General features: G+C 41.5%; 14 protein-coding genes and 1 other RNA gene. 7 read left to right on the top strand and 8 right to left on the bottom strand.

The window, feature by feature from the left end:
* Positions 1-5: 5 nt before the first annotated feature.
* Together HBH39_RS16180 and HBH39_RS16175 are read right to left on the bottom strand one after the other, a co-directional pair.
* Complete coding sequence (locus HBH39_RS16180) at positions 6-191, bottom strand: DUF2970 domain-containing protein (RefSeq protein WP_167680122.1); 186 nt, start codon at positions 189-191, stop codon at positions 6-8.
* The gene (locus tag HBH39_RS16175) at positions 188-553 is read right to left on the bottom strand and encodes a hypothetical protein (protein ID WP_167679688.1); all 366 of its coding nucleotides are present in this window, start codon (positions 551-553) and stop codon (positions 188-190) included. The genes HBH39_RS16180 and HBH39_RS16175 overlap by 4 nt, the downstream gene beginning before the upstream one ends.
* Before the next feature lie 337 nt (positions 554-890).
* On the opposite strand from HBH39_RS16175, the gene rpe reads away from it, so the two are divergent.
* From rpe to trpS, 3 genes are read left to right on the top strand one after another with little or no spacing between them, the layout of a single operon-like run.
* The gene (gene rpe / locus HBH39_RS16170; protein WP_167679687.1) at positions 891-1559 is read left to right on the top strand and encodes a ribulose-phosphate 3-epimerase; all 669 of its coding nucleotides are present in this window, start codon (positions 891-893) and stop codon (positions 1557-1559) included.
* A gap of 25 nt (positions 1560-1584) precedes the next feature.
* Entirely contained in the window at positions 1585-2265 is a 681-nt protein-coding gene (locus HBH39_RS16165) for a phosphoglycolate phosphatase (RefSeq protein WP_167679686.1), read from the top strand.
* Between the two features lie 34 nt (positions 2266-2299).
* Entirely contained in the window at positions 2300-3298 is a 999-nt protein-coding gene (gene trpS / locus HBH39_RS16160; protein ID WP_167679685.1) for a tryptophan--tRNA ligase, read from the top strand.
* Positions 3299-3380: 82 nt separating this feature from the next.
* Here the strand turns inward: trpS and dolP are convergent, their stop codons facing one another.
* The 4 genes from dolP to HBH39_RS16140 all read right to left on the bottom strand — a co-directional run bounded on the left by dolP (position 3381) and on the right by HBH39_RS16140 (position 6828).
* Positions 3381-3962, bottom strand: coding sequence for a division/outer membrane stress-associated lipid-binding lipoprotein (gene dolP / locus HBH39_RS16155; RefSeq protein WP_167679684.1), 582 nt, complete (start codon positions 3960-3962; stop codon positions 3381-3383).
* The gene (locus HBH39_RS16150) at positions 3959-4552 is read right to left on the bottom strand and encodes a phosphoheptose isomerase (RefSeq protein WP_167679683.1); all 594 of its coding nucleotides are present in this window, start codon (positions 4550-4552) and stop codon (positions 3959-3961) included. Before HBH39_RS16150 ends, dolP begins: the two co-directional genes overlap by 4 nt.
* A gap of 114 nt (positions 4553-4666) precedes the next feature.
* Positions 4667-5011: a YraN family protein gene (locus tag HBH39_RS16145; protein WP_167679682.1), complete on the bottom strand. Its 345-nt coding sequence runs from the start codon at positions 5009-5011 to the stop codon at positions 4667-4669.
* Positions 5008-6828 (bottom strand): penicillin-binding protein activator, encoded by a 1821-nt coding sequence (locus HBH39_RS16140; RefSeq protein WP_167679681.1) that lies wholly within the window; start codon positions 6826-6828, stop codon positions 5008-5010. Before HBH39_RS16140 ends, HBH39_RS16145 begins: the two co-directional genes overlap by 4 nt.
* Before the next feature lie 89 nt (positions 6829-6917).
* Between HBH39_RS16140 and rsmI the strand changes: the two genes are divergently transcribed.
* From rsmI to HBH39_RS20160, 3 genes are all read left to right on the top strand, one after another.
* A complete protein-coding gene (gene rsmI, locus HBH39_RS16135; protein WP_167679680.1) occupies positions 6918-7763 on the top strand; it encodes a 16S rRNA (cytidine(1402)-2'-O)-methyltransferase in 846 nt (281 codons plus the stop codon).
* 52 nt (positions 7764-7815) lie between these two features.
* Positions 7816-8159: RNase P RNA component class A (gene rnpB / locus HBH39_RS16130), an RNA gene on the top strand.
* Positions 8160-8197: 38 nt separating this feature from the next.
* Positions 8198-8416, top strand: a complete 219-nt coding sequence (locus HBH39_RS20160) for a DUF6538 domain-containing protein (protein WP_432280126.1) — start codon at positions 8198-8200, stop codon at positions 8414-8416.
* Positions 8417-8519: 103 nt separating this feature from the next.
* On the opposite strand, the gene HBH39_RS16125 is transcribed toward HBH39_RS20160, so the two are convergent.
* Positions 8520-10136, bottom strand: coding sequence for a sensor domain-containing diguanylate cyclase (locus HBH39_RS16125; RefSeq protein ID WP_167679679.1), 1617 nt, complete (start codon positions 10134-10136; stop codon positions 8520-8522).
* A gap of 401 nt (positions 10137-10537) precedes the next feature.
* Between HBH39_RS16125 and HBH39_RS16120 the strand changes: the two genes are divergently transcribed.
* The gene (locus HBH39_RS16120; protein WP_167679678.1) at positions 10538-12004 is read left to right on the top strand and encodes a carbon starvation CstA family protein; all 1467 of its coding nucleotides are present in this window, start codon (positions 10538-10540) and stop codon (positions 12002-12004) included.
* A 115-nt stretch (positions 12005-12119) separates the two neighbouring features.
* On the opposite strand, the gene HBH39_RS16115 is transcribed toward HBH39_RS16120, so the two are convergent.
* On the bottom strand, positions 12120-13850 hold the full coding sequence (locus HBH39_RS16115) for a hypothetical protein (protein ID WP_244325682.1): 1731 nt from the start codon (positions 13848-13850) through the stop codon (positions 12120-12122).
* Between the last annotated feature and the right edge of the window lie 31 nt (positions 13851-13881).

Genomic DNA, 13881 nt, shown 5'->3' with positions numbered 1-13881 from the left:
AAGCCTTATTCTAATACTTGACTGACTATGGCAAGTAAACCAATAACAAATACAAATGCTAGGATGACTCCCATGATGATAAAGGGTAGAGGTGATTGCTGCTGGAAATCTCGATGACGATTTTGCTCTGTTTGGACACCAAAAAAAGCGGCAACGGTACTGCTAAATACTCGCCAAATAGACAAGACTATAATTGCTCGGGTTTACTAGGGGTGGGAATATCGCTTAACGGCTTGTCTTTATGCCCATATAGAAGTTCGATCAAATCGATAAAATGAAACTGACCAGAGCGACTATTGCCCGTAATCCAGTTCTTCCAGCTTACATCATGTTGTTGAGTTGCGCAGCGATTCGTAGGGTGATTGCTAGGCAAGCTTGTATTATATGTCGTATCACTTTTACAAACGCAAGCTTGTGTTGCGTTAGAGTGAGTTGAAGTAGGTAATGCAAAACTGCTAATCATCAGTAATGAGGTGGTGGCCAATAACACGGATACAGACTTCATCGGCTTAGTGCGAAAGCGAGTTAACAAACGATGTGGGCGCTGTTCCATGTTAGGGATCCTTTCCATTGAATGACTAAGATTGTTAAATGATATATTTAGTTAAATGTTAAATTTTGTTATCTCAACTGCTTATATACATTCTCTATTACGATCTTGAAGCATAGTACCAATCAGACAAAATTAGATATCTCAAATGCTATTTTAAAATTGTATACAACTTCGCAAGATTATAACAAATTAGTACAGATTATGTACATTTATCAGCTGATAATTTTAAAAATCAAACTTGTTGTGCCGCGTTGGTAGCGTTTTTTTGTTGTTTAACTAGAGCCTAGCAACGCCACAGGGTAAACTATCGCCAAATTTACTCAGCTGTGAGACCAAGATGCAACCATATTTAATCGCTCCTTCAATCTTATCTGCCGATTTTGCTCGCCTAGGTGACGATGTTCAAGCTGTACTTGAAGCCGGTGCCGATGTTGTACATTTTGACGTAATGGATAATCACTACGTACCAAACTTAACCATTGGCCCAATGGTTTGTACGGCGTTACGTAATTATGGGATCACAGCTGATATTGATGTGCATCTAATGGTTAAACCCGTTGATCGTATTATTCCTGATTTTGCTAAAGCCGGTGCTTCCATTATTACTTTTCACCCAGAAGCGTCTGAGCATATTGATCGTACATTACAGCTAATTAAGGAATCGGGCTGCAAAGCTGGTCTAGTGTTTAACCCAGCGACTCCCTTACACTATCTAGATCATGTTATGGATAAGCTAGATGTTATTTTATTAATGTCGGTAAACCCAGGTTTTGGTGGTCAATCCTTTATCCCTTCAACGTTAGATAAATTACGTCAAGTGCGTGAGCGCATTGACGCCAGCGGTTATGATATTCGTCTGCAAGTTGATGGCGGTGTTAAAGTGGATAATATCGCTGAAATTGCTGCCGCAGGTGCTGATATGTTTGTTGCTGGCTCAGCCATTTTTGGCAAGCCAGATTACAAAGCTGTAATTGATCAGATGCGTGATGAGTTAGCTAAGGTTTAGTTTTGGCCAAAAATTGTTGATTTATATGACAGATTTTCAAAAGATAACCGCGATAGCCTTTGATTTAGATGGTACGTTAATCGACAGCGTGCCTGATTTAGCCGCGGCGACTAATGCGACTTTGGCTGAGTTGGGGTTGCCTTTAGCGACTGAATTGCAGGTGCGTAGTTGGGTTGGTAATGGCGCTAAAGTATTAATGACTCGCGCATTAACCTATGCCCTTGGTCAGACAGTCAGTGAGCAACAGCTGCTGCAAACCATGCCAATATTTATGCACCACTATGGTTTGAATCTTGAAAAGCATAGTAACTTGTATCCTAAAGTGTTAACAACGCTAAAAGCATTAAAAAATGCTGGATACCATTTAGCTATTGTTACTAACAAACCCTACGAGTTTACTATTCCGTTGCTTAAGGCCTTTGAGTTAACTGAGTTGTTTGATTACGTGCTTGGTGGTGATTCGTTAGCTAAGATGAAACCAGATCCCATGCCTTTAATGCATCTAATAAGGCAGTGGGATATTCAACCTGAGCAGTTATTGATGGTTGGGGATTCAAAGAATGATATTTTAGCCGCTAAGTCTGCCAATGTGGCCGTTATTGGGTTAACCTACGGCTACAACTACGGTGAGCCTATTAGTGCCAGTAATCCTAATCTGGTTTGCGATGATTTTGGCCAAATTGGTCAATGTTTACTTTCTAAATAATTTTTTAAATACAGTAATTGGAGCATATACACCCATGACTAAACCCATTGTTTTCAGCGGCGCTCAACCTTCTGGTGAGCTTAGTATTGGTAATTACATGGGCGCGTTACGTCAATGGGTTGGTATGCAAGATAGCCATGATTGTATTTATTGCGTAGTAGATTTACACGCAATTACCGTTAGACAAGATCCAGCCAAATTGCGTGAAGCCTGTTTAGATACCCTAGCTATTTATTTAGCCTGTGGTATAGATCCTAAAAAAAGCACTGTATTTTTACAATCTCAAGTACCTCAGCACACACAGTTAAGCTGGGCATTAAACTGTTATACCCAAATGGGTGAGCTTAGCCGCATGACACAGTTTAAAGATAAGTCGCAAAAACATGCTAACAACATCAATGTGGGTTTGTTTGATTACCCCGTGCTTATGGCTGCTGATATCTTACTTTACCAAGCTAATGAAGTGCCGGTTGGCCAGGATCAAAAACAACATTTAGAGTTAACCCGTGATATTGCGACCCGTTTTAATAATGCTTACGGTGAGACCTTTGTTGTACCAGAGCCATTTATTCCAACAACAGGTGCTAAGGTCATGTCACTGCAAGAGCCGACAAAGAAAATGTCAAAGTCGGATGAAAACCGTAACAACGTGATTGGTTTACTTGATGATCCAAAAGCAATTATGAAGAAAGTCAAAAAAGCCATGACGGATAGCCAAGAGCCTCCGGTGGTGCGTTTTGATGTGGATGAAAAGCCAGGTGTATCCAACCTGCTAAGCTTGATGTCAGGTTGTAATGGCCAGTCTATCGCTTCTATTGAGAAAGAGTTTGAAGGCAAGATGTATGGCCATTTAAAGGTCGCAACTGGTGAAGCCGTTGTCGCCATGCTTGAGCCATTACAAGCGCGTTTTCATGAGTTTAGGGCTGACCAAGCTTATTTGGATGAAGTGTTAAAATCAGGAGCGGAAAAGGCCCGTGCTCGTGCTGAAGTTACTCTTAAGAATGTGTATGAAAAAATCGGTATGATTGTTTAATTTAAGGTTATTTTTCAGCTAAAAAAGCCTCAATCAAGAGGCTTTTTTATTGGTTAGTGATTGAAGTCGTATTTTTCAATGTTTATTTATCATCACTGGGCTGCACATACTCAAACACTTTAATCACTTTGCGTACGCCAGCGGTATTACGGGCAATATCAACGGCTAAATCAGCTTGTTCGCGCTCAATTAATCCAAGTAAAAATACTTCACCATTTTCAGTAATTACTTTAACGCGAGTCACGTCTAAGTTTTTCTCGTTTAGCATACGACCTTTAACTTTGGTCGTTACCCAAGTGTCATTACTGCGTGTAGTAAATGACGTTGGATTGCCAATGCGAATTTGATTGTGTATTTTACCGCCAATTTCAAGACCTTGTACAATCTTAATTGCTTTGTCACGCAGCATTGAATTAGGCGCTTGGCCTATCATCAATACATTCCCGTTCATTACTACACCGGTAATATTGGTTTGTTTATAGATATCCTCTTGCTTGGACAAGGCGCTGGCAATCTCAAAGTCTGCGTTAGTATCGCTGATCTGAGTAGACAGGCTACGATTATCGTTCACCATTTTTGCGCCGCCAACAGCACCAACCATTACCGCACCAGCACAGCCTTGCAATAAGGTGATGACTGACATGATAATTACAAGCTTGATCATGCTTGATCGTCCTGCGGGAATAAGGTGCGGTCGATGTTGTCACATAAGCAATGAATAACTAATAAGTGAACTTCTTGAATACGCGCAGTCACATTAGAAGGAACACGGATCTCAACATCGCCTACGCTCATAAGCCCAGCCATCGCACCACCGTCTTTACCAGTTAACGCAACAATGGTCATATCACGGCTTAGAGCCGCTTCCATAGCTTTAATGACATTGCCTGAATTACCACTGGTTGAAATGGCCAGTAAAATATCACCAGGTTGACCTAAGGCTAAAATTTGCTTAGAGAAAATTTCATCATAACTGTAGTCGTTAGCAATGGCGGTAATGGTTGATGTGTCACAGCTTAAGGCAATTGCAGGTAAAGGTGGGCGTTCAATTTCATAGCGGTTAAGTAACTCAGCAGAAAAATGCTGTGCATCACCCGCACTACCACCATTACCACAAGACAGAATTTTATTGCCGCCAAGTAAGCATTGCACCATCATCTCAGCTGCTTTTTCAATTGACTCAGGTAAGGCTTCTGCAGCATCAATTTTAGTTTGAATTGATTCTGTGAAGCTATCTTTAATACGTTCTAGCATGCAACAATCCTTACGATAAAAAATTTCTACTAAAGCCAGATAGGTTTGAGTTTATTGACCTAAGTAATCTGCCGCTATAATGCCATAAATCAATGCGCTGGTAACTATTGAAGGCTAAAAACATCCTTTAATCCAATCAATTTGGTTGTGATTAATGGCGACCAGATCGAATCGACAAGGGGGATTAATCGCTTGTTGTTGTAAATAGGCATTGGCGCTTAAGCGAATACGTTTTATTTGTTTGGCACTGATGGCATTAATCGCGCCACCAAAAGCCGTTGATTGGCGATATTTAACTTCAACAAACACCAAAGATTGTTGATCTTGCATCACTAAATCAATTTCACCGAAAGGAAAACGGACATTTGAAGCCACAAAGCTTAACCCTTGGCGCTGCAAATACTCACGAGCTTGTTGCTCTGCAAGTTGCCCAGAGTTTGTCTTTTTCCCTGATATCATAGTGGCGTAAGTCTGCCTTGCTGATATTTACCCCATGTTAATTTACGTTCGATTACGCCATTAGGTTGAACCGATAATGCACCACTGCGGCCATTGTATTGATAACCGGGGAAAGCATGCATTTGTGCTAAACGATTAACTAAATCCAGTGCATCAAAGCCCATTGCATATAAGCGTTTTTGGCTATTGTTCCAATTGGACCATAATGTTTCTACCATGCGTGTTTCATCATTAGCTTGTAATAACCATGGAATATCACTAATCATGACTTTATTAAGCTCTTGTGCCGATTGGTTTGACTCATTTTCTAGTCGGCCACGGCTTGAGGTATAAAGGGCGACAGGCTCAGCAAAAACACTAAAGTTAACATCTAAAAACGCTTTTAATAGGGTTAAGTTTTGTGATTGTGACACCATGTAAATGGCATCAATATCTTGGCGAGAGCGGAAGTCTGCTTCAAGCTTACTGCCCAATAGCTCTTTCATGCGAGCAATACGAGCTTGGCTATTTTTAACCCCTAATGCTTCTTGCACTGTTAGCTTCATTTGATCACCGGGATCAAAATAGTGTACCTCTGCGGTCGACTCACTCAAGCTTTGCCAGGCTTGGTTGAAGCTTTCTGCCATACGCTTGCCAATGGCATCATTACTGACAAGCAAAAGGGGTAATTCAACGCCATCAGCAAACAGCTTTTTAGCGGCATCACTGGCTTCCTGAGCGGGAGATAATGAAAAATAAAATTGGTTATCAATGGCGGTAAATTGCTCTGTTTGGTTCAAATACAACTGCGGAATTAACGGTTGTTTGTTTTGGTTTATGCGTTGAAGTTCTTCAACTTCATTGGGTAATAAAGGGCCAATAACAAAGTCGGCTCCTTTATCCAGAGCTTGTTGGTAAGCGAGTTCGATACCCGCTTGAGTATCAATAAAATGCAAGGTGACCTTGCTATCAAACTCATTCATATAACTGGCCATGATGCCCATTCTAATCGGCTCGGCTACCGAGGCTCTAGGGCCTGATAAAGGCAATAAAATGGCAATGTTTTGTGGCTTAAATGGTTTTGCATTCAGTGCTTGTTCTAAATCGGATGGCAGTTTGAGTGCCCCAGGATGTTCAGGGTTATTACGTTGCCATTCTCCTAAGTATTTCACCAACTGCGTCGGTTCTACCGCATAATGCTTAGCGATATAAGTTAATTGTAACCAACCAGAAAACGTGGGGTTAGAGGCTTCTTGCATAAAGGTTTTAATCGTTTCTTCATGCAAAGGTTGTAACACCTGCCAGATGACGTCATTGACTTGAGTCATTTCGGTTTTCGGCAGGTAATTACTTAACATGCTCAGCTGCCTAACTTGATCAATCGGTTGCTTAGTTTCTCGGTAAAGCCGTGCTTTAAATTGGTGGTATGTTGCCATTTGCCAACGAGGTAACTGCCAATGAGCTGGATATTGTAGCTTTGCTAGTGCGGCCTCAGGCGTCACGGTTTTTTCAGTGATACGTGCGGTTAAATAAACGTGCTCAGCTAAAATGGTTGGCTCTTTTACCATCAACTTTTGCATTGATGTAAGAATATTGGCAGCTGCGCTATAGTTACCGTCATTAATATAAGCATGCGCGGCTAACAATAAATAGCGATCACGTTTTTCATCTAAGGTGCTTTTGGTTGCCTCAGATAAATATACGCTAGCAGGTTGCTCAACCGATACTAGTGATGAGTTAATCAGCGTTTGCTGTTCTTTGGTAACCGTACAGCCAGCTACTAATAAGGCAACAGTGGCGGCAGATATAAATTTAATTGAAATCAGTCTTTTTAACACAGGGCTTCACTCTGGTAAGATACTGGCTTTAGTTTAACCTGCTCTTTGGCTTGGCGAAAGTCTTGCTGACGGAGTTTATTGAGGTAGTTATGGATCAAACCGCAGCACTTTATATTGTTCCCACACCCATCGGCAATTATGCAGATATCACTAGCCGTGCAATTGAGGTGTTAAATCAAGTGAGTTTGATTGCCTGTGAAGATACCCGTCACAGCGGAAAATTATTAAGTCATTTTGGAATATCGACTCGCAAAACCGCGATTCATGATCACAATGAGCGTGACCGCGCCCAGTGGATTGTTGAGCAACTAGCTACAGGGCAATCAGTCGCATTAATTTCTGATGCAGGTACGCCATTAATTTCAGACCCTGGCTATCACTTAGTGAAGCACGTGCGTGAAGCGGGTTATAAAGTGGTGCCCTTACCAGGAGCTTGTGCAGCCATCACTGCGTTGAGTGCATCTGGCTTACCTTCAGACCGATTCAGTTTTGAAGGTTTTTTGCCCGCCAAAGAAAAAGGCCGCTTAGATAAATTATCTGCCTTGCAGCAAGACCCTCGAACATTGATTTTTTATGAGTCGCCACATCGAATAGTACAAAGTCTTGAATCTATCGTGAAGGCCCTAGGTGAAGACCGACAAATTGTGATGGCACGCGAAGTGACTAAAACATTTGAAACTTTTTTGTCGGGCACTGCTGCAGAAGTATTGGCGATGGTGATGGCGGATGATAATCAGCAAAAAGGCGAAATTGTGCTGATGTGCCATGGTTTTATTCAACAGCAAGATGAGGACGCTGTGCCTAAAGTCGCGATTGAAACGTTAACTTTGTTGGCGGCAGAATTGCCGCTTAAAAAAGCTGCGGCGATTGCGGCGCAGATACATGGGCTAAAGAAAAATGCCTTATATAAGCTAGGATTAGAGTTAGACCTCTAGTTAACAGCCAATATACATTGGCTTGAGACGAACCTTGCGCTATAATCCGCGCCGAGTTGGCTAGACAGTTGCCGCGTACTTAGGTGCGGGGAGGAAAGTCCGGGCTTCAAAGAGCAGGGTACCAGGTAACGCCTGGGCGGTGTGAACCGACGACAAGTGCAACAGAGAGAAGACCGCCAACTTAGGTTGGTAAGGGTGAAAGGGTGCGGTAAGAGCGCACCGTGCGGCTAGCAATAGTCCGTAGCAAGGTAAACTCTACCCGAAGCAAGACCAAATAGGGTTCCGTATGGCGCTGCTCGCGTTGGAACCGGGTAGGTCGCTTGAGCCTGCGAGTGATTGCAGGCCTAGATGAATAACTGTCCACGACAGGACCCGGCTTATCGGCCAACTCGACCTTTCTATGTAGAAGGCCTCACAGTAATGTGAGGCCTTTTATGTTTCTGCCTGTGCTACAAACTGTGCTACAAAATGGTACACCTAAAATCCCCTATACCTTCCAGCGCAACGGGGTCTATTACTTGAGGGTTCGCATACCCAAAATTATTCGAGAGAACACTCATCCTCCGCCTATCATAAGGCAAAGCCTACAAACGAAATCCTCAACAATAGCTATTACGCTGGTTAATAAATTAAATGTAAGATACCAATCGTAATAAATAACTGAGTATTCTAGTTTGTGCAAAACCTGATAACGGCATTTTTCTATGCTATTTCTCCACTTATTTATTGTGATTAAACCCGAACTACAGCTGATGTTTAAGTTTGGATATCACCATAGCAAACTATCTGATCTCGTCCATGTTGTTTAGCGTGGTACATGGCTGCATCTGCTTGTTTTAGTATATTATTTTCGGTTGCTGAATCTGTTGGAAATATAGTGATGCCGATGGACAGTGAAAGGTTAGGTAATGTTTTACCTTTGAATTGTAATGATGTATTCCTTGTCACTCGGCGCAGCCGTTTTGCGATCTCTATGCTGTCTTGTTGTGATGTTTGAGGCAGTAAAATAACAAATTCTTCGCCACCATAGCGGCAAGCAATATCTTCACTGCGGAGGATTTCAAGGATACTTTTTGATAATGCTTGCAGCACATAATCTCCTGCATCATGTCCATGAATATCGTTGTAGCGTTTGAAGTGATCGGCATCAATCATCATGGTGGCTAGTTGAGTGTTGTTACGCTTGGCGGGGCTTACCTCTGATTTTAGAGCCTCATCTAAGTGTCGACGATTGAATAGTCCCGTTAAAGGATCGTGTAATGCTTGAGTTCTGAGTTCGTCGAGTAAAATTAAGCCAGCTAATGCAAGGCTTAGGTTTTCTCCTAAGGTGGATAGGGTTGTGCGATTTAATTCTAAATAGTTATGTTCATCGCTATAAAGCTGTAACAAACCGAGAGTCTCTCCCCTAGCGGTTAAAGGAATACAAAGTTGGTTTGCTGCTAACTGATGGTCGGTATTATGGGCGCAGCCGATAGCATTGATTTTCTTATAGTAGGGCCTACCTACTTTTAAGGCCCAGCAAGAGTCGTGGGAGAATGTATGATGTGTTGTGCTGTTATTTAAATTCCATGACGTTACATTGGTAAACAGTGCTTTAGAGGAGTGGTATATGGCTAATGCGCCACTTGCTTTGGGAAATAACTGCTGACATGATGATGTCAGTATCAGGTAAAGCTCTTCGTAATCTGTACATGCACTAAATAACGCACTGATATCATTAAGTGCGGATATTTCTTGGGTTCTTTCTTGGACTTTACGTTCCAGAACTTGATGCTCCTCTTCAATACGTCGGTTGATGTATTTGGCGATTAACAAGCCTGTGCCTGTCACTATCAGTAATGCAATGGTGCCCGAAATATAAAAAAGCGTACGATAAATAGAAAGGTTTTGGTAAACCTCGGTTTGCGGCATCGCCACACGAAGTAATAACGTGGAATTGTTAATTTGTAGGCTTTTGGTTGTATATAACAGATTCGTTTTTAAAGTGTTGCTATAACGCCAGGAAATACCAATGCTGTTTAGGTTTTGTATCACACTGAGTACTTCCGGTCGTTGGCCATGGTTTTCTAAGGCTTCAGCCTCTTCTTGTTTTAAGGCGCTATCTGCTAGCACTTCACCTTGAAGATTAATTAACGTCAGGCGTTTACCCGTTATTTGGCTAATTGTGTTGATTTGTTGGATGATGTTAGCGGTGGTGCCATGATTTTCAAGATAGTGAACAGCATGGTTAAGTGTGAGTAGTTGATCTTCTTGATGAGAAAATCTGGCGTATTCTTCTAACTGCCTGCTCATCAAATAACTGGAGTAAATAATAAGTAAAATGACAATGATGACAGGAAGGGCAATCAGCTGTTTGTAGCTTAGTTGGTTCATTTATAGCCCTATTTTACTAAAATTTTATAACAATCCTTCTTATTATGAGTGTTTCCTTAGGATGGCAGGCATTATTTAGTGTAGATAATCCTTAGTAAAATGCCATTGCTGATCAACATTTCACTTTAATGACAATAATAAAAATCGACAGGAAGATGGCATTAACCTTTTATGCTAAACACCAAGTACTGAATGAAGTGAAACGGCCGTGACATTGATCAAGTTAAGATATTGATTAATGTGATTCAGATAACGCTAACTAGACTTTAGTCTAATGCATGTTTGCTTGACCTCTGAAGGTAAGTCGATGACACTCCAGTCTACCCTTTGATGGGCTTGAGCTTTTTGTTTCCCTTAGATTAAGCCACATCATTTCATTATAATGAGACTGGATATCCGACATGCTGATTTTCTTTATCTGTATCGCCTTGCTCGTCCTCGCCTATAAGTTCTATAGCCCTTTTGTAGAACGTCAAGCTGGGATCGATCCAACGGCCAAAACCCCGCAAACACGCTTTAATGATGGTGTGGATTATGTTGAAGTTCATCCTGTAAAAGCGTATTTAATTCAATTTTTAAATGTGGCTGGTGTAGGTCCAATTTTTGGACCAATTTTAGGGGCGCTATATGGTCCTGTTGCACTGGTTTGGATTGTTATTGGTAATATTCTTGGTGGTGCAGTACACGATTATTTTTCTGGTGTGCTGAGTATTAAAGAAGACGGTAAAAGTTTACCTGAAATCGCAGGCCATTATTTTAACGTGTTTTTTAAAGGCGTGATGTTAGTGTTCACCGCTATGCTGCTGTTTTTTGTTGGCGTAGTGTTTATTATGAGTCCTGCTGGATTACTCAGTAACCTCTCCTATTTTGAAGGTACTTTTTTAAGTGGTAACACCTTTTGGGTGTTGGTCATTCTAGGTTACTACTTTTTAGCCACCTTGCTGCCAATTGACAAAATCATTACCAAATTATACCCAGTATTTGGCTTGTTAATGATTGTGATGACACTCTCTTTAGCCGTGGCATTATTAATGAATGCGCCTCATTTACCCATAGCGGAAGACTTTTTGGCTTATTTTGATCATAGCCATTACAACAATGACTTATTAGAGCCAAATCCAAATGGATTGCCAGTTTGGCCATTATTATTTGTCACTATTACTTGTGGTGCTATTAGTGGTTTTCACTCAACACAAGCACCGATAATGGCACGCTGCTTAACCAACGAAAAATATGTTCGCCCAGTTTATTATGGCGCAATGATGTCTGAAGGTATTGTGGCTTGTGTATGGGCTACGGCGGGTATTGCTGCTTTCCCTGGTGGCTATGTTGAACTTAAGCAAATACTTGATCAAGGCGGCCCTGGTTTAGTGGTTAACCAAGTTGCAACCAGTTATTTAGGCGTAATGGGCGGTATTATGGCGATTATTGCCGTGGCGATTTTCCCTATAACATCGGGTGACACAGCCTTTAGATCGCTGCGTCTGACAATTATTGATGCGTTTAATATTCCACAAAGTATGCGTAACCGTTTATTGCTTGCGGTACCCATTTTGGTGATAGCTTACTTTATGACTAAAATCGATTTCTCATTAATTTGGCGCTACTTTGCTTTCTCTAATATGCTGCTTTCAACAAGTGTGTTGTGGTTAGCTACAAAGTATCTATTTGATCGCGGTACTTTCCATTGGATTGTGAGTATTCCAGCCATTATTGGTACAAGCGTTACCGTGTCGTACATTATGACTGCTGGGATTGGTTTAGGTATGCCGATTGAGCTTAGCAAGCCGATTGGTGCTGCTGTCGGTGTTGTAGTGCTAATCGCGCTGATTATCGCCCATCAAAAGCGTAAAGCTGTGCCAGCTTAATTAAATAATTGATAACCTTTGCTCTAATGTAGAGTAGAGGCGCCATAATAAAAACCTTGCTGCAGTATCGTGCAGCAAGGTTTTTTATTTGGGTAAAATGAGGTGTTCTAACGCTTTAAAAGTGACTCTTAATTTGGAAGCGCCACTCCCAACTATTCACCTCTGCGCCACTGGTAAATGGTTTGGCTATGTCGATGTGGGCGATGTTGCCATAACTGGATTTTGAGGAGTAAATCCGCGCACCAATACCAATACTGCCGATGATGCCGCTAACTTCATTAAGCTCATCAGGCCCGCCAAAAGCTTGGCCTACATCGCTAAATATAGCCCATCCTAGTTCAGCTAGTTGGTATAAATTAATGTTGGGGTAATTACGCAGTTCTGCGGTAAATAGCCACTGGTTGTCACCATATTGGTAATCGTTAGGGTAGCCTCGAATGCCTGTTTCATCGCCAAGTGCAAATGGGCGGTCTAAGTAGTTGTTGGCCGATGTTGAAATTCTGGCTTTGCTGTAGGCTGTCCATTTAGGGGAAATCAGATAAAAATATTCGGCGGTTAAGCCAATATTATAAAAGTCTTTTTTGCTGGTTTGTATGTCGGCTTGACCAGCTAGATTTAAGATGAGCAATTGATTATCCGTTTGCCAACCGCGCTGACTTGATAAGTTTATGTGGTAGCCAAGTGATGCACCATCGGCGATATCATTCGTTTCAAAGCCGATAGAGACTTTATGGTGCCAGCCTAAATTGATATCTTCATTGGTGTGAATTAAATAAACGTTGTTAAATACTTTATAATCATCTTGCAAATATTCGTAACCAATCCATGGATAGATAAAGTCACGATTATAAGGCAGTGTCATATCGGGATAATCATTGAGATTTTCAAATTCATGTTTATCTTGCACTAGGCCAAAAGTGATTCGGCTTAAATCGTTGACGGTTTTGTCGAGTAAATAACCATAACTCACTGACGTATAATTGATTTGATGGGCAAAAAAGGCGATGTCTTCCCCATTTTGGCTAATCGTATCGTTGCGTAACTCATCAGTCCAATACGCCCCGTATGAATGCTGAGTATCTAAGCTATAAAAAGGTTTATTAAATGATAATTGAGTCGCTTGACCATCGCTATTATCGTAAAAGTTGGCTGATATATTACTGTGTTTGATAAAGGTAAGCGGCATATCAAATGCAAATTTATAGCCAGTGCGATCTTTATCTACTTTATATTTAACGTCAGTTTTGATCCCTAAACCCATCAAGTTGTCTTCTTTTACACCAAAAGAATATTTAGTATTACCACCACTTTTACTATAACTAACCGTGGGTAATAACGACCAGTTATCCCAAGTTTCAACCAATACAGTGTCGCCTTCATCTTCGGTGGCATGGGGATCTTTTTCAGTTCGGGTAATTTGGGCATCACGAATGTAAGGCTCTCTGCGCAGTAATCGTTGTGCTTCGGCTAGCTCTCTGTCGGAAACCAGTTCCCCTTCAGCGAAGGGAAGGTTATTTAGAATGGTGTGCTCAGTCGTATTAGTATGGAGATAGTTGGCCCAGCGATGAATAAAAAAACTATCGGGTTTTGATTCATCGAAAATAGGGTTGCTCGACACGACAATTTTGGCGACTTTTTTCGGCTCATGGTGAGAGGCTGATGCTAAATTAGCGTCAGTATTTGTTGCATTGACGAGTTTGCTCACGGGCTGTGAGGGTTGCTTGTCTTCCCCAAGGTTCGAGTCATAATGACGGGGCTCATCGGTCGTTAACATTGTGGGTGTGCTGGCATAAACTTGAGTAGACAAGCAAGCGGATATCAGACACCTTCCCCAAGCTTTTAGCATTATACACCCTCAATTATTTGGGTTATTGTTT

Origin of the sequence: Shewanella aestuarii (genome assembly GCF_011765625.1) — a bacterium.
In the GTDB taxonomy this organism is placed as follows: domain Bacteria; phylum Pseudomonadota; class Gammaproteobacteria; order Enterobacterales; family Shewanellaceae; genus Shewanella; species Shewanella aestuarii_A.
Note: the sequence above shows the minus strand (reverse complement) of the source record. Positions and strands in the feature narration are given on the sequence as shown.